The 14,480-nt window shown below is 57.3% G+C and carries 28 protein-coding genes and 1 pseudogene; 14 read left to right on the top strand and 15 right to left on the bottom strand.

Features of this window, described 5'->3' with window-relative positions; genetic code table 11:
• Positions 1 to 31: 31 nt before the first annotated feature.
• Complete coding sequence (locus RS9916_RS01050) at positions 32 to 259, top strand: Nif11-like leader peptide family natural product precursor (protein WP_007097303.1); 228 nt, start codon at positions 32 to 34, stop codon at positions 257 to 259.
• Positions 260 to 1,109: 850 nt separating this feature from the next.
• Here RS9916_RS01050 and RS9916_RS01055 read toward each other — a convergent pair.
• Positions 1,110 to 1,598, bottom strand: coding sequence for a DoxX family protein (locus RS9916_RS01055; protein WP_038023981.1), 489 nt, complete (start codon positions 1,596 to 1,598; stop codon positions 1,110 to 1,112).
• A 143-nt stretch (positions 1,599 to 1,741) separates the two neighbouring features.
• Between RS9916_RS01055 and RS9916_RS01060 the strand changes: the two genes are divergently transcribed.
• Entirely contained in the window at positions 1,742 to 1,957 is a 216-nt protein-coding gene (locus RS9916_RS01060) for a Nif11-like leader peptide family natural product precursor (RefSeq protein ID WP_038023983.1), read from the top strand.
• A 22-nt stretch (positions 1,958 to 1,979) separates the two neighbouring features.
• On the opposite strand, the gene RS9916_RS01065 is transcribed toward RS9916_RS01060, so the two are convergent.
• The 3 genes from RS9916_RS01065 to sodC all read right to left on the bottom strand — a co-directional run bounded on the left by RS9916_RS01065 (position 1,980) and on the right by sodC (position 3,317).
• A complete protein-coding gene (locus RS9916_RS01065; protein WP_007097307.1) occupies positions 1,980 to 2,279 on the bottom strand; it encodes a hypothetical protein in 300 nt (99 codons plus the stop codon).
• A 131-nt stretch (positions 2,280 to 2,410) separates the two neighbouring features.
• Positions 2,411 to 2,767, bottom strand: coding sequence for a hypothetical protein (locus RS9916_RS01070; RefSeq protein WP_007097308.1), 357 nt, complete (start codon positions 2,765 to 2,767; stop codon positions 2,411 to 2,413).
• Between the two features lie 16 nt (positions 2,768 to 2,783).
• Positions 2,784 to 3,317, bottom strand: a complete 534-nt coding sequence (gene sodC, locus RS9916_RS01075) for a superoxide dismutase family protein (RefSeq protein WP_007097309.1) — start codon at positions 3,315 to 3,317, stop codon at positions 2,784 to 2,786.
• Between the two features lie 199 nt (positions 3,318 to 3,516).
• On the opposite strand from sodC, the gene RS9916_RS01080 reads away from it, so the two are divergent.
• From RS9916_RS01080 to RS9916_RS01090, 4 genes are all read left to right on the top strand, one after another.
• Positions 3,517 to 3,816 carry a hypothetical protein gene (locus RS9916_RS01080; protein ID WP_038023007.1) on the top strand — a complete coding sequence of 100 codons (300 nt, stop codon included), beginning with the start codon at positions 3,517 to 3,519 and terminating at the stop codon, positions 3,814 to 3,816.
• On the top strand, positions 3,809 to 3,985 hold the full coding sequence (locus tag RS9916_RS14230) for a hypothetical protein (RefSeq protein ID WP_007097311.1): 177 nt from the start codon (positions 3,809 to 3,811) through the stop codon (positions 3,983 to 3,985). The genes RS9916_RS01080 and RS9916_RS14230 overlap by 8 nt, the downstream gene beginning before the upstream one ends.
• A gap of 152 nt (positions 3,986 to 4,137) precedes the next feature.
• Positions 4,138 to 4,290: a hypothetical protein gene (locus tag RS9916_RS14695; protein ID WP_198003372.1), complete on the top strand. Its 153-nt coding sequence runs from the start codon at positions 4,138 to 4,140 to the stop codon at positions 4,288 to 4,290.
• A gap of 198 nt (positions 4,291 to 4,488) precedes the next feature.
• On the top strand, positions 4,489 to 4,680 hold the full coding sequence (locus tag RS9916_RS01090) for a hypothetical protein (protein WP_007097314.1): 192 nt from the start codon (positions 4,489 to 4,491) through the stop codon (positions 4,678 to 4,680).
• Between the two features lie 66 nt (positions 4,681 to 4,746).
• Here RS9916_RS01090 and RS9916_RS01095 read toward each other — a convergent pair whose 3' ends face one another.
• Positions 4,747 to 5,037, bottom strand: coding sequence for a DUF3104 domain-containing protein (locus RS9916_RS01095; protein WP_007097315.1), 291 nt, complete (start codon positions 5,035 to 5,037; stop codon positions 4,747 to 4,749).
• 227 nt (positions 5,038 to 5,264) lie between these two features.
• Between RS9916_RS01095 and RS9916_RS01100 the strand changes: the two genes are divergently transcribed.
• The 3 genes from RS9916_RS01100 to RS9916_RS14235 all read left to right on the top strand — a co-directional run bounded on the left by RS9916_RS01100 (position 5,265) and on the right by RS9916_RS14235 (position 6,760).
• Positions 5,265 to 5,417 carry a bacteriocin gene (locus tag RS9916_RS01100; protein WP_198003373.1) on the top strand — a complete coding sequence of 51 codons (153 nt, stop codon included), beginning with the start codon at positions 5,265 to 5,267 and terminating at the stop codon, positions 5,415 to 5,417.
• Entirely contained in the window at positions 5,404 to 5,703 is a 300-nt protein-coding gene (locus RS9916_RS01105) for a hypothetical protein (RefSeq protein ID WP_156777446.1), read from the top strand. Before RS9916_RS01100 ends, RS9916_RS01105 begins: the two co-directional genes overlap by 14 nt.
• A gap of 511 nt (positions 5,704 to 6,214) precedes the next feature.
• On the top strand, positions 6,215 to 6,760 hold the full coding sequence (locus RS9916_RS14235) for a hypothetical protein (RefSeq protein WP_156777447.1): 546 nt from the start codon (positions 6,215 to 6,217) through the stop codon (positions 6,758 to 6,760).
• 143 nt (positions 6,761 to 6,903) lie between these two features.
• On the opposite strand, the gene RS9916_RS01110 is transcribed toward RS9916_RS14235, so the two are convergent.
• Together RS9916_RS01110 and RS9916_RS15370 are read right to left on the bottom strand one after the other, a co-directional pair.
• On the bottom strand, positions 6,904 to 7,341 hold the full coding sequence (locus tag RS9916_RS01110; protein WP_007097319.1) for a hypothetical protein: 438 nt from the start codon (positions 7,339 to 7,341) through the stop codon (positions 6,904 to 6,906).
• 153 nt (positions 7,342 to 7,494) lie between these two features.
• The gene (locus tag RS9916_RS15370) at positions 7,495 to 7,758 is read right to left on the bottom strand and encodes an AbrB-like transcriptional regulator (protein WP_007097320.1); all 264 of its coding nucleotides are present in this window, start codon (positions 7,756 to 7,758) and stop codon (positions 7,495 to 7,497) included.
• A 166-nt stretch (positions 7,759 to 7,924) separates the two neighbouring features.
• Here RS9916_RS15370 and RS9916_RS01120 point away from each other — a divergent pair, with 166 nt between their 5' ends.
• The gene (locus tag RS9916_RS01120; RefSeq protein ID WP_007097321.1) at positions 7,925 to 8,236 is read left to right on the top strand and encodes a hypothetical protein; all 312 of its coding nucleotides are present in this window, start codon (positions 7,925 to 7,927) and stop codon (positions 8,234 to 8,236) included.
• 161 nt (positions 8,237 to 8,397) lie between these two features.
• Here RS9916_RS01120 and RS9916_RS14240 read toward each other — a convergent pair.
• The 4 genes and pseudogenes from RS9916_RS14240 to RS9916_RS01135 all read right to left on the bottom strand — a co-directional run.
• Positions 8,398 to 8,556: pseudogene (locus RS9916_RS14240) on the bottom strand (glycine zipper 2TM domain-containing protein); the annotation flags it as partial.
• A gap of 576 nt (positions 8,557 to 9,132) precedes the next feature.
• Complete coding sequence (locus RS9916_RS14245; protein ID WP_007097324.1) at positions 9,133 to 9,297, bottom strand: hypothetical protein; 165 nt, start codon at positions 9,295 to 9,297, stop codon at positions 9,133 to 9,135.
• Between the two features lie 102 nt (positions 9,298 to 9,399).
• A complete protein-coding gene (locus RS9916_RS01130) occupies positions 9,400 to 9,681 on the bottom strand; it encodes a hypothetical protein (RefSeq protein WP_007097325.1) in 282 nt (93 codons plus the stop codon).
• A gap of 324 nt (positions 9,682 to 10,005) precedes the next feature.
• The gene (locus tag RS9916_RS01135) at positions 10,006 to 11,124 is read right to left on the bottom strand and encodes a hypothetical protein (protein WP_007097327.1); all 1,119 of its coding nucleotides are present in this window, start codon (positions 11,122 to 11,124) and stop codon (positions 10,006 to 10,008) included.
• 83 nt (positions 11,125 to 11,207) lie between these two features.
• On the opposite strand from RS9916_RS01135, the gene RS9916_RS01140 reads away from it, so the two are divergent.
• On the top strand, positions 11,208 to 11,372 hold the full coding sequence (locus tag RS9916_RS01140) for a hypothetical protein (protein WP_156777448.1): 165 nt from the start codon (positions 11,208 to 11,210) through the stop codon (positions 11,370 to 11,372).
• 27 nt (positions 11,373 to 11,399) lie between these two features.
• Here RS9916_RS01140 and RS9916_RS01145 read toward each other — a convergent pair whose 3' ends face one another.
• Genes RS9916_RS01145 through RS9916_RS01150 form a run of 3 tightly spaced genes read right to left on the bottom strand, consistent with a single transcriptional unit; the run spans position 11,400 to position 12,452 of the window.
• Positions 11,400 to 11,615 (bottom strand): hypothetical protein, encoded by a 216-nt coding sequence (locus tag RS9916_RS01145; RefSeq protein ID WP_050752286.1) that lies wholly within the window; start codon positions 11,613 to 11,615, stop codon positions 11,400 to 11,402.
• Between the two features lie 29 nt (positions 11,616 to 11,644).
• Positions 11,645 to 11,809: a hypothetical protein gene (locus RS9916_RS14250; RefSeq protein WP_007097330.1), complete on the bottom strand. Its 165-nt coding sequence runs from the start codon at positions 11,807 to 11,809 to the stop codon at positions 11,645 to 11,647.
• Positions 11,772 to 12,452 (bottom strand): phosphoribosylanthranilate isomerase, encoded by a 681-nt coding sequence (locus RS9916_RS01150; RefSeq protein WP_007097331.1) that lies wholly within the window; start codon positions 12,450 to 12,452, stop codon positions 11,772 to 11,774. Before RS9916_RS01150 ends, RS9916_RS14250 begins: the two co-directional genes overlap by 38 nt.
• 60 nt (positions 12,453 to 12,512) lie before the next feature.
• On the opposite strand from RS9916_RS01150, the gene RS9916_RS01155 reads away from it, so the two are divergent.
• Positions 12,513 to 12,851, top strand: a complete 339-nt coding sequence (locus tag RS9916_RS01155; RefSeq protein ID WP_038023013.1) for a phenylpyruvate tautomerase MIF-related protein — start codon at positions 12,513 to 12,515, stop codon at positions 12,849 to 12,851.
• 192 nt (positions 12,852 to 13,043) lie between these two features.
• Here the strand turns inward: RS9916_RS01155 and RS9916_RS14255 are convergent, their stop codons facing one another.
• The gene (locus RS9916_RS14255; RefSeq protein WP_156777449.1) at positions 13,044 to 13,247 is read right to left on the bottom strand and encodes a hypothetical protein; all 204 of its coding nucleotides are present in this window, start codon (positions 13,245 to 13,247) and stop codon (positions 13,044 to 13,046) included.
• 124 nt (positions 13,248 to 13,371) lie between these two features.
• Between RS9916_RS14255 and RS9916_RS01160 the strand changes: the two genes are divergently transcribed.
• Both RS9916_RS01160 and RS9916_RS01165 read left to right on the top strand, forming a co-directional pair.
• Positions 13,372 to 13,659 carry a DUF427 domain-containing protein gene (locus RS9916_RS01160; RefSeq protein WP_038023985.1) on the top strand — a complete coding sequence of 96 codons (288 nt, stop codon included), beginning with the start codon at positions 13,372 to 13,374 and terminating at the stop codon, positions 13,657 to 13,659.
• A gap of 107 nt (positions 13,660 to 13,766) precedes the next feature.
• Positions 13,767 to 14,354: an inorganic diphosphatase gene (locus RS9916_RS01165; RefSeq protein ID WP_007097335.1), complete on the top strand. Its 588-nt coding sequence runs from the start codon at positions 13,767 to 13,769 to the stop codon at positions 14,352 to 14,354.
• Positions 14,355 to 14,480: the final 126 nt, after the last annotated feature.

Genomic DNA, 14,480 nt, shown 5'->3' on the forward strand with positions numbered 1-14,480 from the left:
CAGTTGAATCATCTCCTGCGATCAGGAGGCGATGGAGACGACACCGCTGCAGCGTTTTCTCGATCACCTCAGCCGCGACCCGGTGCTCCAGGTGAAGGTGCAGGCCGCCGTCACAGCCGATGAGGTGGCCTTGCTGGCCCAGGAGCTCGGCTACGCCGTCTCGGGCAGTGATCTGCTGCGCTCGTCTGGCGACGCCGTGAAGGGTGTGCGCGTCACTCGCGTGGATCACCCCGGTGAATATCCCGGTCGTTACTACTGACGGCTCCTTGATGCCAACAAAAAACCCCACCGCAGGTGAGGTTTGTGTTTGAAGTGTTCTGCCGGGGGATGGATCAGCCTCACAACACCACAGACCGCCCTGCCTTCCCCTTCAAGGGTTTTGTATGGCTTTCAGCTCAGCAACAGGGCTGAGCATCAGGCTCCCCGGCGTGGATTATTGAAGCGAAGTCTGGCGGTTTGGCCATTCACTGGCTTGTGATCGATTGCGTGTCATGGCGAGGTGGTGTGGATGGTGATGGCGTTGAGGGGCTGTTCCCTTCGATGCATTCACCATCGCTCTTCAGCCGGGGGCGGGTGATGACGGCTGGCAGGATCGCCGGTGATCTTGCTCACCAGAAGACGGACCCGTGTCAAAAGAGGAGGCCGCCCCTCCCGGATGGAAGAGACGGCCTAAATCGCTCGTTTGTTCATAACGACCAACCTGAATTCAGTGTTGCCGTGGAAGTGGTTCCTCAAGCAATGGGACTGAATGAATGTGGTCGAAGCAACTGGCTGTGGCGCCTGGGGCCAGGTTCTTAAGGGGGAGGGCGGTGAAACTCCTTAGGGCACCTCGGACGGTGCAGATGGAGTGCCGATCGACGTGGCGAAACCTGATTCAGTGCCTGCCGAAGGGCTGTCCCTCTCGAATGCGTGAAGACTGTTGGAGCAGGGGCCAGAAAGTCAGCGTGCTTCTTAGCTCTGCTCGGGTGGAGCGTCGGCCGTCATTGGCGCCTCCGATCTCGTTGACATCAGTGTTGATCCAACGCTGTCAAAGGGCAATCGGTGCAATGGCGCATTGCACCGATGACGCAGCACCGCCGATCATGGAAGAGGCGTGCCTGATGCCTGAATCAGTTCTGAAATTCCGCCGCATTGGGCGTCAGCAGGGCATCAAGTTTCTCGGCCTGGGCGCGTGCACTAGGAGCGATTTTGCGCACCAGCAGTTCATCCAAGGAGAAACGACCTGGTCCTGCGGCCAGCACCATCGCTGCAGCAGCGAAGTACAGACCCAGCAGTTCGAGCAGATAGATGTTGAAGCCGTTCACCACGATGGCGTGATAGATCGCCACGCTGATGGTTCCCGCAATCGCCAGGGCCCCAAAACGGGTCAGCAGTCCGGTGATCAGCAACCAGCTGCCGATGATCTCTGAAAAGGCAGCCAGATAAGACAGGGTGATGGGGAAGGGCAGGTGCAGTGGGCGCACGAAAGCTGCCGCGAAGTTTTCGATGTTGGCGAGCTTTTCGTAGCCGTGATGAATCAACAGCACACCGGTAAAAACCCGCAGAATCAACAACCCGAAGTCCGTGAGGAATGGGCGGGTAAGAACGGAACGCAGCACGTTCGAGAGGACAGCTTCGAGAAAGTTAACGATTTCCTTGGCGCTGTCGTGAGCGCTGCGGTCAGCGCTCGCCCACCGACCGACCTCAGCCGCCTTCGTCAATGATGGGTGGCTCCCTGAACAGCTCAGCTGCTTGTCGTGCCATGGCCCTGGATCAGTTGAAGGCGTTCCTGGTGCGCATGCAAGACGATGAAGCCCTGAAGCAAACTGTGCTTTCGGCCTCCACGGCCGACGATGTGGCCAAGATCGCCGCAGGTCTTGGTTACGAGTTTTCGGGCGATGAATTGCTGCGCCTGTCGGGCAAGAAAGTGGGCCGGGTGACGGTGTCCAAGCAGGACACCCCCGGCGAATACAACTGATTCGGTTGCGTGGACGGCTGCCTCAATCGACGCCCATTGAGAGATAGGTCTCGTCAACATCCACCATCTCGGCTTCGTCGTGGTGGCATCCACAGCCATAGAGCAGGTGGAGAATGCGTCCCACCTCAAGATCCCGATCCGCCACGTCCTGCCAGAGGCGTCGGCTCAACTCCATGTCGGCCAGTTCGAACTGGGCCCGCACCAGCTCGCGGGTGATGGCGAAATAGCTCTGGCGGTCATTGCGGGCCCTGCATTCCTCGGCGGCGCTCACCGACATCAGCAGCGGCGTGGTTTTGAGGAAGGCGTTCGCGAGGTTGGGCATGACACCTCCAAAGCATTGCCCACACTTTCAGCGCTTTGCTCGCCTCTGCCTACCCGTGCAGTTGCTTATTGCCTTTTGAGCAGGGGTCGGTGGAAAGTGATTTCGGCTTGTCTCAAGTCAGCGGTGGGCATTCAACGCAGTGCCGTGACACTGCCGTCTGGGGCGCGCTGGGTGAGCTCCACCACCGGAGGGAAGGCCAGGAAGGCCAGACAGGTGAGGATTTCATCAAGCCCTTCGTCATCCAACGGCTGACGGTTCGTTTCTCCAGCGATCGAAAGCCAGGCCAGCAGCGTGGAGCCGTCGCTATGCACCACCTGGGTCATCACCCCATTGGCGTGGTCGCGTTCTTCCATGCCATGGCGATCTTCGAGGATGGCCAACACGCGCTCCAGCAGCTGCTGTCGGTTGAGGGTGTCGTTTGACAGCAGTTCAACGAAAAGGTCGGCGCCGTCGGCTTCAAAACGAACGCCGTAGCTGTGGGTGGTCATGGAGTTCTGCAAACGATTAGCGGCCCACCACCCCGCAGGCGATTCGGGCACCGCCGCCACCAAGGGCGGGGGTATCGCTGTAGGTGTCCCCGCCGGCATGGACGACGAGAGCCTTGCCGCGTAAATCGGCAGTGCTGAGTCGCGGGGCGACAACGCTGGTGGGAGTGGTGCCGTCGTCGTTCACCACCAAACGGCTGAGGTCCCCGCGGTGACCATTGCCGAACGGACCGAGGTGTTCGCCGGTCTCATCAGGATCCCAATGCCCTCCTGCAGCCAGCCCGGCCACCATGGCGCCATCCGCATTGGCTGCGCTGTCGCAGCTGCCGTTGGCGTGCAGGTGGAAACCGTGTTCACCGGGGGTGAGGCCGCTGAGGCTCGGAATGATCTCCAGGCCTTGATCGCTGTCGCGGGCAGACACCCTGCCGATCGACTCGCCGACCCCATCGGCGCTGATGCGGTGCAATGTCACCTCCACGGCAGCGGCTTTGGCGATCCCAGGCCAGATCAGAACGGCCGACACCACAAGCATCAGTGCGATCAGGCGGCGCATGGAGGTGCTGCAGAACGCCACCATTCTGCGCCAATTTCTGGTGTTCAGAGGCTCATGCGGGTGTGAAGGGTTTCTTTCTGTTTGCACTCTTCCGCTTGTGGGTGTGTGCGTTTTGATTCGCCCACAGGGAACCGTTTCTGTCGTGGCGGCCACAGTGATGGGATCCCGCTCTGCCTATCAGAGGTCAAAGGAGGGATGCATGCTCACCACCACCACGCGACTCAAGTTGCAGGAAATTCTCGGGCGCGTTGCCCGCAGCGAACCGGTCAGCCTCCAGGAGCGGGTTCTGCTCCAAAAATACGCCGACCGTGATCGCACCGTTAGCAGCTGGGTGCATCGCGCTGAGCGGTTGCGTCAACGCGGCTGCGCGGCGCCTGGGTTGGATGGTCTTCTCGATGATCTCGACCTTGGTAGCAACGATGCCGGTGATCGCCATCGCCCTGGGGATGATCTGGGTGACTGGTTTGGCGGCGCTTCCCCCTGGCTGCGCCGTGACTGAAGCCGGGCCCTTTCCCGAAAGGGGCGGTCGCCTGGTGGTGATCAATGGTCGCCTGTATCGGCGTGTGGAGCTGTCGGGTTTGCCCGCGCGTCGCTGGCGTCTGGAGGCTTTGGAGCTTTCTGAGGCCATCGCCTGGTTGATTCGTGAACAGCAGCCCCCTGCGGCTTGAGCTGTTGTGCTGTTCGCCAGGTCTGCTGAATGCAGGTCAATAGGTATTTACTGCTGGGTACTTTGTTCTTCTCAACCTCCATCAATCTGTCCCTTCAATTGCGATAGGTTCGCCTTATCGGTTCATGGAGGAGACAACGCATGATGCAAGGAATGACGTCCTTGAATGGATCAGACCAGCGGGATCAGGTTGACGCGATTGAGTCCTATTTCGAGTGCATCACCAGCTGCGATATCGATGATGGTGTGTGTGTGCAGCGCTGCGTGCTTGTGCATCTGAAGCAGGGAGATGATGGTGGTGGATGACGGTGAACGGGTTCAGGTTGAGGGTGTCTTGGTGCATCGCTTTTCGGGTCATGATGGACCGATCGATCGGCCTTGCACCGGTGCCCACTGCGTTTACTGCGCCGATGTGTCGATTGCGCGCTCTTATCTGAGTTTCTGGAGGCGTTCGCCCGACCATCGCTGCCGCAGTCAGACTGCCCATCGTCCGGGACGGCGCCATTGACTGGATCTCAGCTCAACCATCGCATCGTGCGCGACGACGGTGTTGAGGACGCGATCACCCGTCTGCGATTTTCCAGCTACGACGAGGCCTATGACGAGCTGGAGCGTTTTTACGGAGACCTGTGCTGTTCCGATGATCGGATCGAGTATGCGATCCAAGAGATTGAGATGCCCGTTGGTGACGCCTGAACGTGTTGTTGCTGCAAAGGCTTAGGGGAAGTTCTTCTTCGCAGCAGATTCAGGCAATCGGTGGGGTCAAGCCGCGAGGCCGTCCATCCCCCAGAGCACATGGCTCACTTGATCAGCGTTGACCCACCTGATCTCGCCGTCGTCCACGTCTGCAATCTGGAAGCGGCTGTTCACCTTCGGGGCCCTGGCTTTCTCACAAAACACCACCTGCCCCATCCACCAGTTTTTGCTTTCCTCCTGGCCAAGAGCTGCCGTGTCCTGGACCACCACATACTGACCAGGCCTCACGCTCAAGAACGCAGGTGGTGCCTGGTTTTTGATCGGGTCAGGGACGCCCGAGGGGTGCTGCTCGCCCATGAGTACACCTGTGCTGTTCTTGGTTCTAACCCTGGTCGCTGGGCAAAGGGCAAGTGGACAGGTTCATAACTGTGAGCAGATGCGTCTATCCACAGATCAGGCGACTATCCCGTGACTCTCCACAACTGCTTGCCACTTGGATCTGAGGCTGCTGCAGAAAGGGACTGGAAGCCCTGGCCTACTGGCCCGAAATGGCTGCTAAGACTGAAGGAGTCCTGGAGACGCTGATGCCTGCAGACAAAGACAAGAAGCAACAGCTGAAGGACGAGATCACTAAGGCCAAGCAGGCCATACAAGAGTTGTCTGATAACGAATTGAAGGGTGTCAGCGGCGGTGTTCGCGGAGGTCGTGTCAAGGATCTGCCGGGTGTTCGCTACTAACCCAGAAACTTCAACACCGAAACCCAAGGAAACAATGACTGAAAAACAAGACAAGAAGCAGGAAGTCAAAGAGGAGCCAACTACGGCGGAGCAGGTGAAACAAGAACTCTCTGATGAAGCCCTTGAAGGCTTGAGTGGCGGCCTCGGCGAAGGAAAGGATTTCAAAGCCTCAGAGCCTTATATGGTTTATGCGGATGACTCCTTATTCTACGGAAAATCTGCGGCAACAATAAAGCTGAGCTGTGTGCTTTTGTCCAGTTCTGGCGATGCCTCTGTTGGGGTATAGCCTCTACCTGTAGGCCATTTGTAATTTACAGTCGCTAATCCTTTTGAGCGCAGATTGTTCTGGATCAAAGCTGGGTGGCTCTTCTTCTTGTAGTTCGACATGATTATCCACGCAAATGTTCATTTTTTGATAGCCACTCTGCTTGCTATCTCAAGAATTTTGACTACTAGCTCTGCAGCTCATTCCCAAGAAAGAGTCATAAGTGCGAATTGTGGCAAGGCCGGAATTGTCACACTAAAGATATCTAATAACCAAGCTCACTTAAAAATACCGAAATTACGTCTTTTGATTGGAGGCTCAGTCTTCAGCTCTTGGGGTGGGCAATCCACCTCGTTTTCCTCTTCTGATAATAAGGTTTCCTTTGTGACAACAAGGGGCCATGGTGCTGGTCAATTGATAGATCACACCGAACTAAAAATGGAGAGTGGTGTCTTCTCGTGTATAGCATTAAACTAAATCAACTTCATTGTGCCCTAACTCTCACTAGTTATTTGCGAAAATGATATACACAATGACAGAAAAGGCACTTTGCGCTAAGATTAGTTCGCTATTCGCTTTTCAAAGAAAAGCCAAATACATGAATATCCAAAAAAAGTTTGCAATGCCTCTTGTTTGTGTTTCTATTCTTTGCACGGCCTGTGTGGAATCCCCGTCGCCCGATCAGCAAAGTAGAGCTAAATCTGCAAACCTCGATCAACCCGTACATAGCGAATATCTTTGGAACATTGCCAAGGAATTTGAGAATAACTCTATAGTTGCAGAGGATAAATATCTATTCAAACCGATCGAACTAAAGGGATTAAAGGTTACTGATATAGACGATGGAGTCAGAAACGAATCTGTTGAGATTGACCTATCGGCAACTATTCCTCCTGGTGGTTCATGGCAACTCTTTGCACCTTCCTCTTCATGCGAAGTTGAAAGAAGCCATCCAGCAGTCAGAGCACTACAAAAAGGCGATAATGTGACAGTTAGAGGTGTTTTCGTTAGTGAATCTATGGGGCTAAGGATGAATCCGTGTAAGTTTTTTATCCCAAGAACAGGCCAATGGCATTAAACCAAAAACCACAAGAATGGTTTCGCGTCATTACTTATAGCTCGTACAAATTCATGCTAAATCTGCAGATTCATTTGCCAAAGCGATGACGCGTAAGGAGACCAAGACGATGTAGTCGGTGTCGATCGTGGACTTGTGCCTATTTAATAACGCGTGCAGGCACCCTGAGCTGTGACTAAAAACTTTGGAAATTCCCTGCTTTGCGATGTCAGGAAATAAAATTTTCCGCTCTTCCTGAAGATCGTTACTTCTGTTTTTGTGTGCAGGATCTGCTGATAGAGCTGAACTCCTTCTCCGTCAAAGATTGCTGCACCCCAGGGGCCCCAAGGATCCCAAGTGTCTTCATCAACAGGCTCCCGAATTCGGGCATTTCCGTTTGACTCGTTGACCATGGCCATCAATCGGATGTCGACCTTTTCTGTCGCGGGTTGATCTCCTGGTGCGTCAGTGAATGTGGTAGTGCCTTTTGCTTCGCACCAAAAATGCTCAAGCCCGGTCTCCTCAGCGTTTGCAGTGAGTAGAGGATTCGCAAGAGCGATTGCCAGGAGAGAGACGGAAGACGCAATGGCGGAACGAAGCATTGTCTTTGATCTCGCAAACAGTGACGATCTCAGGCCACTCTATGAGGATCAATATGAGTGTGTGCTTGCAGGTATGTAGCGCATAGATCATGAATAGCTTGAAACCATCCAGCCCTCAGTCGAACCAGTGCGTGAGCTTGTGGCTGCCCGACTTCAGATACAACAAATCACCAGGGCATGGGCAACCCTTTGCCCCACCTGATTGTGGCTCAGCTCTTTAAGCGGCGGCACCTCTGACGGTGACTTCGCGCGCATCAAAAGGGCGCGCCTGCTCGGGCTCCCCTTAGGTCCGCACGCGTCCTTGTCGCTGACGCCCATTGGCACCAGGAGGACTGGCTTGCGCCCCACTTTGATTTCGAGCTCATCACCGGCGGTGACCTTAAGCATTGCGGTGTAGGCCTTGCCGACGAGCTTCAAATTTGTATTAGTGATCTCAGTGGGCTTTGTCGTGAATGGCTTCTCTCAGGGGGCATGCAATTCATTCCCATCGTTCAATCTCTACCAATGCCGGTGTTGTGGCTCTACCCTCTCTCAAGAAGGAGGGCAAATGGAGACTTCTTTCTCTCGATTTGAGGTTGTATTCATGTTCGTGCTGCTTCTTCTTTTGGTTCTATTGCTCGTTCTTTTTGTTGCGAGCCTGGTGGCCTCTGTCTTGATGCTTTATATGGGCTGGCGCGTAGGGCCTGTGCTGAGGAAAGACAGTATTTTTTGCTTCTTGAGCATCGTCCTTGGAGTTTTTCTATGGGTGGTTGTGTTGTCATTCTTGTTTGAACCGATGTTTGCGAGGGCCGATAATCCTATTTATTATGTGTTTTATACAGCTGCTGCAGGTGCTACTCCATTTGCCGCATTCCCTGGAATCGTCTTATTCAGTGGCAAAAAAACCAAACCGTAAGAGGCACTGGGATGTCAGCTTGGTGTCCCAGGCAATGCTTGTGCCGATGAAGCCTGGCGTTTTCAGGAGCTGTCCTGAGGTGTTTCCTTTGAAGCGGGTTAGGGCTGCTGGTTGTCACCTGGCAGCCCTGTCGTTCTGATCAACGCTCCCGTGATGGGTGGTCAGCCCCCATCCACCTGGCAGCCGATCAATGCGCCCGCTGCCCCCCCGACGGGAACACCGATCCAGCGGCCGTCGCCCCGAGACAGGGCAGCCCCCAATCCAGCCCCCACTAGACCCCCGATCACGCTGCCTTCAATGCAGCTGTTGGTGTCAGGGTTGTTGACCCGAGTGCCATGGCGATCGTCGTGATTGTGGCGATTCCAGTTGGCGCGCTGCCAATTGGCTCGCTCCCATTGCTGTCGACGCCAAGCGTTTCGTCTCCAGTGGCTGCGTTGCCAGTCGTGCCGTCGCCCTTGGTTGTGGTGCCAGTGGGCGCGGCGCCAATCGGACTGTCTCCAGTGGCGGTGGCCTGCCGGCTGGTGCGCAGGGGCGACGTTCGTCCGCACCACGGTGCGTTCGATGGTCCGTTCCACTGGGCGGTTGTCACCCACCGCGTGGCTTGCGAAGGGGTGAGCCAGGGATGGTGTGGCCGATGAGGCCATTAACAACGCCACCGCAATCGGAGTTTTGGTCATGGCTTATCTGCCGTTGCTCCATCACCCTGCTGGTTGTTGCCCCCCTGGAGGTGACTGAGTGTCTGCAGGAATGCGGCCAGATGTGACTGTTGCGTCTGGGGCCCTCAGCGTCGGCGGCCGAGCATTGCAATCCAGAGGGCGAACAGGGTGCCCACAGGCACCACGATCACCAGCAGCTGAACAATCACGAATTGGCGAACGTCGGGGTCCATCTCCGATTCAGGAGGCTTCTCCAAACATGCGACGAATGTCGCTCAACTGCAGAAGATTGATCTTTTTGCGAATGCTTTTGCAGGCCTCGCAGAAACAGAGGTTGTTCAGTGAATCGTTGCGATGCAACTGGTAGGACAAAATTAATGCTTCGTCTTTCAGGGAACGTTCCATCACAAGACGACAGGGCTGAGTTCACTCACAACACCCTGTCTGTGAGGGTGCGTCAAGGTGTGTGATGTCAGCAAATCCCAAATTCAATCTGTGCTTTTGGATTCACTTTGTGTGCGCCTGATCAGGGCTGGTTGTGGTGGTGCGCAGTTGATGCATGGCCAGGTCTAGGGCCGCACGACTGCGCAACAACAACTGGTGTTGCTCGGGGTTAAAGGCAGCAAAAGCCGGGCTGTTCAGCTCTCCCAGAATCAATTCCAGGTCGTTGCAGATGTAATGCACTTTGGAAGCTAGATCCCGGCGTGCTTCGCGTTGTCGTTGGAGGGTGGCGTCCGCTGCATAAGCCGCGAGCCAGGCTCGCGACACCGCATCGGGAATTGGGCTCATGGTCGGTGTGTTCTCGGCTGCCGACGACGCTATGAACGGCTTTGGTTGGTCACTGTGCGTTGGATCAACCGTGGGCCTTGGATCGGTCACAGGAGTGCTCCTGGGCCCGACCATTCAATCGGGAGCGTGGCGTTCCGTCGTTATCAACCGGTTAGCAGTCGGTTGGCATCGGTTGAACAGGCACCGCTCATGTGGGCCGGGTTCAGTTGATCGGACTCAGTCCCCGCACCAGCACGGATTCGTAGATCGCGACTCCAAGCAGTGAGGTGAGCATTCCGATCACCAGCAGCTTGCCGCTCATTGCTCACGCTTCAATTGCGCGGATCATGACGCGTCCGTCTCCGCTTGCCCACGCATTGGTTGGCAGGAACGGGCTGCGATCACCGCGGCTTGCTTCTTGCGGTCGCCTTTCAGGGGTTGCCGTCGGATGCCATCTCCATCGATGTCGAACGTGCCGCGTTGGCAATCGATCCGCATCGTGCGCAGTCGGTACCAGCCCTCAGGCTTGGCTTTGCCCTGTTGTTGCAGGGCATTGGCGCATGAGGATGAACTACCGGTTCCGCAACTCACGACTCCGAGAACAGCGCTGAACAGATTGCCGGCGATCTGTCGGCCCCGTTCGATTTCAAAGCGATACACCTCCGCTGTGACCCGACGGGGGCCACGGGGTGTGTTGTCGCCCATGGCAGTGCTTCTGCTGCCGCGGCGGTTGGTCACCCGTGAGAACGTCTCTGGAGTGTCCATGCTCCAGTCCCCATGGATCATTCCCGGTGCCCAGTCGTCGGCGACGCCGGCGATGAAGGCCTGATATCGGGCTTTGGGGTTGTTGTGGGGGGAGTTGATGTGGAAATCGCCGATGCTGAAAAACAGATTGGCGGCATCGGTGAAGCCCTTGACGCTGAGAGCGTCGTTTTGCATCAGCCAGGCCAGGTAACGACCGGCGCGCCAATCCGCAGCATCCTCCTCTCGCCTGCTGTAAGTGCCTCGATTGCTGTGGTGGTTCACGTGATGGCCCCATTCATGGGCCAGCACCGTCAACGCCAGCAGTTGCTCGCGGGTTTGAGAAAACCTCTGGGTGCGCTGCATCCCCCGGGTGCTGAGGCTGATCTCATTGGATTCCGGGCAGTAGGCGTTCGGCCTCCGCCCTTTGCCGCAGCCGGAGAAGCGTGCGTTGCCGTGCAACAGGGTCACAGCCGGGAGGTCTTCCACCCGGTCCTTGGCCACCTGGCGCCAATAGAGGCCCAGCATGGTGTGGTGGGCTTCCAAATAGCTTGTCTGGGTGCGTCCTTCGCTGATGTCGAGGCGAAAGTGACGCAGGGTTTCCAGTTGCTCCTCGACGCTGATACCAGGGCTGCTGTTGTTGGTTTGGGCGTTGGCCGGAAACACCAGCAGCTGGCTGAGGCTGAAGGCCAGGAACAGGCGCAGTCCGAGTGCAGGTTGCATCCGTGCTGGGGCGAACAGCCCAAGGTCACTGCCCCGAATTCAATCATCGTTGCTATGAACGAAACAGCTGCTTTGGTGTTGCGATGTCCGTCTTCACCTCCGCGTTGTCGTCGTTGATCGCCGATCCATCAGCCCTGAGGGACACGGCTGTGATCACCGGTGTCTCGACCCTCACCCTGATTGGCCTGTTGTATGGACTGCGGGAACTGGGTCGTGAGATTCGACTGTTCCGCAAAGTCAAAGCCTGATGTGGTGAACAAGATTCGCGCTGTTCATCAGGGCTGATTCCTGTTCAGGCGCTGGTTGTGTTGCGCTTTCCAGCGCCGCCTCAGCTTCCGGATCTGGGGTATGGCGAGAAAGTCCATGAAGGCAAAGGTGGCAACGCAGGGCCAGAAGCCTTTGGCGATCAGAGAGCAGATCAGTCGCGAGCTGTCGTGCTGACAGATCACCAGTTCAGCCAACCAATAGATCGCGATCTTGATCGCGAACATGCAGCACCCCTTGATCAGATCATCCCTGTTCACAGCTGCAGCACCAACCAGGCCAGTCCGCAGCTCACCACCAGCGAAACCACCCCCACCAAGGCCTTCCAGAACCGGGGGTCATTGGGTTGAAACACCAGGGTGGTGCGCAGGTCGCTCATCACGCTATCGGCGCTGGCTTGGTTGGTTGTTCCTTCCTTCATCGCTCTTGGCAAGAGCAATGAATTCAGCCATGCGCTTGAGGCATTGAAAACCGTCACTGCCTTTGACGCCGCTGTTCACATCCACGCCCCAGGGGTTCACCCTGGCAATGGCCTGGCGCACATTGTCGGGGTTGAGTCCACCGGCCAGCAGCACTGGGGTGGAGCTTTGCTGCACCAGGCGAGCGGTCTGGTTCCAGTCATGGGTCAGGCCGGTGCCGCCAACCTGGCCGGTGCTGGGATTGCTGCTGTCGGCCACAACGCCATCCACCACGGCGGCGTAGCGCTCCACCAGCGCCACGGGGTCAGCCTGATCACAATGCACGGCTTTGATCAGCGTCAGCCCTGGGTGCAGGCGACGCACCTGGGCCACCGCATCCACAGCCATCGGGCTGTGAATCTGCACGGCTGCCGGGCGCACCTGGTTGATCAGCGCCAGCAGTGCGCTGGGCTCGCTGAGGTGGCTCACCAGAACGCCACTGACGAAAGGCGGAAGCGTCGCAAGAATCGCGCGTGCATCGGCTGCGCTGACGAAATGGGCGCTGGGGTGGAGCTGGCCCACCAGCACTCCCACTGCATCGGCTCCCAGCCGTGCTGCCGTAAGGGCGTCGTCGGGGCGACGGATACCGCAGATCTTCACGCGCATCTGCTGTTTTGCATGCCCCCAACACGATGGCAGGATGCCGAAACTGCCGCTCGGTCGCCCGTGCCCCTGATCAACGTGCGCACCTCCCTTGCCTCTGTTGACGATGCCGAGGTTCTGCTCAAACAGTTGTCGGCCCTGCTTGCTGAGCAGACCGGCAAGCCTGAGGCCTACGTGATGACGCTGATGGAGACCGGAGTGCCCATGACCTTCGCGGGCAGCACCGATCCCTGCGCTTATGTGGAGGTCAAGTCGATCGGAGCACTGAAGCCACCGGCGATGACGGCGGTCTTCAGTGAGCTGATCAGTGCGCGCACCGGCATCCCCGCCAATCGCATCTACATCGGTTTCGACGATGTGCAGGCCAGTGCCTGGGGGTGGAACGGCCGCACCTTTGGTTGACCCTGGTTTGCGCCAATAAAAAAGCCGAGGCCCCCACCTCGACTTTGCCCCCATCCCATTCAGGCTTGATGCCCGTGGACCCAGGATGGTTCCCCTGCATCCCGTTGGCTCTGGGCGATTGTGCTTATTTTTTGGCCGCAGAAAATTCCCTCCCGGGCGGGTGAACGATCGCTACGGAATCGCCCTCCCCTCTTAGGCAGAGGTGGCTGCGGTGTCGAGCCGTATGGAGCCGACATCGATCAACTGCAGCAGGGTTTGCCGCAACTTCTGCTCTTGGTGGTCAAGGTCCTGACGCAACAACAGAGCGCGGTAATCGGCATCGGAGATGCGGTTGTGGAGGCGCGCCTCCAGGTAGAGCTCCACCATGAATCGGCCCGACGGGGCTGAGCAGGGCATGACCCTATGTGCTGGGCGTTGCGGTCGTGATCGCCGTTGGTTCGGCTAACCGGCAGCAGGCTGCTGGGCCTCTCGGTTGCCGGCTTGCTTGCGTCACAATCACGATCCGATCGGCACTCAGGCGATGAAAGCGATTGTCAAGGGCACTGTGATTGCGGAGAGCACCGATCTTGAAATGGTCGATGGCAATCCCTATTTCCCCCGTGCAGCGATGCGGGCTGCGTACTTCCGTGATTCCAGACTCACCACGGTGTGTGGGTGGAAAGGAACCGCCCGTTACTGGGATGTGGTGGTCGATGGAGAGGTTCTCCAGAATGTGGTCTGGAGTTACGAAACCCCCAAGCCGGCTGCGGAGGCCATCCGTGAACGCTTCGCCTTCTACCGCGGCAAAGGGGTCGACCTGGTGGATTGATGGATCCGGTCGATTCGCCGCGGTGGCTGCGTTGCTGCTTGTGATCGCGTGCAGGCGGTGTCAACGGGTGTGACTCGTAGGATCGGCGGCGCTGTCCATCGCCCCCCATGGCCAATCTCGACCAGGCTCCGAGCCGCAGCATGCCCAACCTGCTGCACGTGCTGCCGGCCTTCGCCGATGAGGCGGAGCTGCGCCTGAACACGATCGTGGAGCTCAACTCCAACACGATCAACAAATACGAGCTGATCACCGAGACCGGTCACCTCAAGCTCGACCGCGTTGGCTATTCCTCCCTGGCGTATCCGTTTGCCTACGGCTGCATTCCCCGCACCTGGGACGAAGATGGCGATCCTCTCGACATCGAGATCGTGGGCGTGACTGAGCCCCTGATCCCCGGCTCCATCGTTGAAGCCCGCATCATCGGCATCATGACCTTCGATGACGGCGGTGAAGTCGACGACAAAGTGATCGCCGTGCTTGCGGATGACAAGCGCATGGATCACATCAAGAGCTGGGAAGACCTTGGCGACCACTGGAAGAAGGAAACCACCTACTACTGGGAGCACTACAAGGATCTGAAGAAGCCTGGCACCTGCAGCGTCAACGGCTTCTTCGGCACTGAGAAGGCTGTGGAGATCATCAAGAGCTGCGAGGCCCGTTATATGGCTGAGATCGACCCCAAGCTGGTCGACTGAGTTCAGGCGCAGGCGTCTTGATACAGAACAGGCGGGGGAGACCCCGCCTTTGCTTTGTCTTCATGCCGTCAGTGCTGTTTTTTCTCTGACCGATATTTAGGTTGAGACCAGCGGGTCTAGCGGGTC

Origin of the sequence: Synechococcus sp. RS9916 (assembly GCF_000153825.1) — a bacterium.
Lineage (GTDB): Bacteria > Cyanobacteriota > Cyanobacteriia > PCC-6307 > Cyanobiaceae > Synechococcus_C.

Coding starts and splice junctions, on each gene's coding strand:
- RS9916_RS01070 (WP_007097308.1), bottom strand. CDS start 2,767: ATGACCACCCACAGCTACGGCGTTCGTTTTGAAGCCGACGGCGCCGAC.
- RS9916_RS01120 (WP_007097321.1), top strand. CDS start 7,925: ATGTTCGTGCTGCTTCTTCTTTTGGTTCTATTGCTCGTTCTTTTTGTT.
- RS9916_RS01145 (WP_050752286.1), bottom strand. CDS start 11,615: ATGTTCGCGATCAAGATCGCGATCTATTGGTTGGCTGAACTGGTGATC.
- RS9916_RS01095 (WP_007097315.1), bottom strand. CDS start 5,037: ATGGGCGAGCAGCACCCCTCGGGCGTCCCTGACCCGATCAAAAACCAG.
- RS9916_RS01140 (WP_156777448.1), top strand. CDS start 11,208: ATGTCCGTCTTCACCTCCGCGTTGTCGTCGTTGATCGCCGATCCATCA.
- RS9916_RS01165 (WP_007097335.1), top strand. CDS start 13,767: ATGGCCAATCTCGACCAGGCTCCGAGCCGCAGCATGCCCAACCTGCTG.
- RS9916_RS01160 (WP_038023985.1), top strand. CDS start 13,372: ATGAAAGCGATTGTCAAGGGCACTGTGATTGCGGAGAGCACCGATCTT.
- RS9916_RS01060 (WP_038023983.1), top strand. CDS start 1,742: ATGGCCCTGGATCAGTTGAAGGCGTTCCTGGTGCGCATGCAAGACGAT.
- RS9916_RS01065 (WP_007097307.1), bottom strand. CDS start 2,279: ATGCCCAACCTCGCGAACGCCTTCCTCAAAACCACGCCGCTGCTGATG.
- RS9916_RS01135 (WP_007097327.1), bottom strand. CDS start 11,124: ATGCAACCTGCACTCGGACTGCGCCTGTTCCTGGCCTTCAGCCTCAGC.
- RS9916_RS01080 (WP_038023007.1), top strand. CDS start 3,517: ATGCTCACCACCACCACGCGACTCAAGTTGCAGGAAATTCTCGGGCGC.
- RS9916_RS14250 (WP_007097330.1), bottom strand. CDS start 11,809: ATGAAGGAAGGAACAACCAACCAAGCCAGCGCCGATAGCGTGATGAGC.
- RS9916_RS14255 (WP_156777449.1), bottom strand. CDS start 13,247: ATGCCCTGCTCAGCCCCGTCGGGCCGATTCATGGTGGAGCTCTACCTG.
- RS9916_RS01050 (WP_007097303.1), top strand. CDS start 32: ATGGAGACGACACCGCTGCAGCGTTTTCTCGATCACCTCAGCCGCGAC.
- RS9916_RS14695 (WP_198003372.1), top strand. CDS start 4,138: ATGACGTCCTTGAATGGATCAGACCAGCGGGATCAGGTTGACGCGATT.
- RS9916_RS14245 (WP_007097324.1), bottom strand. CDS start 9,297: ATGGAACGTTCCCTGAAAGACGAAGCATTAATTTTGTCCTACCAGTTG.
- RS9916_RS01110 (WP_007097319.1), bottom strand. CDS start 7,341: ATGCTTCGTTCCGCCATTGCGTCTTCCGTCTCTCTCCTGGCAATCGCT.
- RS9916_RS01100 (WP_198003373.1), top strand. CDS start 5,265: ATGCCTGCAGACAAAGACAAGAAGCAACAGCTGAAGGACGAGATCACT.
- RS9916_RS01130 (WP_007097325.1), bottom strand. CDS start 9,681: ATGAGCCCAATTCCCGATGCGGTGTCGCGAGCCTGGCTCGCGGCTTAT.
- RS9916_RS01150 (WP_007097331.1), bottom strand. CDS start 12,452: ATGCGCGTGAAGATCTGCGGTATCCGTCGCCCCGACGACGCCCTTACG.
- RS9916_RS14235 (WP_156777447.1), top strand. CDS start 6,215: ATGACAGAAAAGGCACTTTGCGCTAAGATTAGTTCGCTATTCGCTTTT.
- sodC (WP_007097309.1), bottom strand. CDS start 3,317: ATGCGCCGCCTGATCGCACTGATGCTTGTGGTGTCGGCCGTTCTGATC.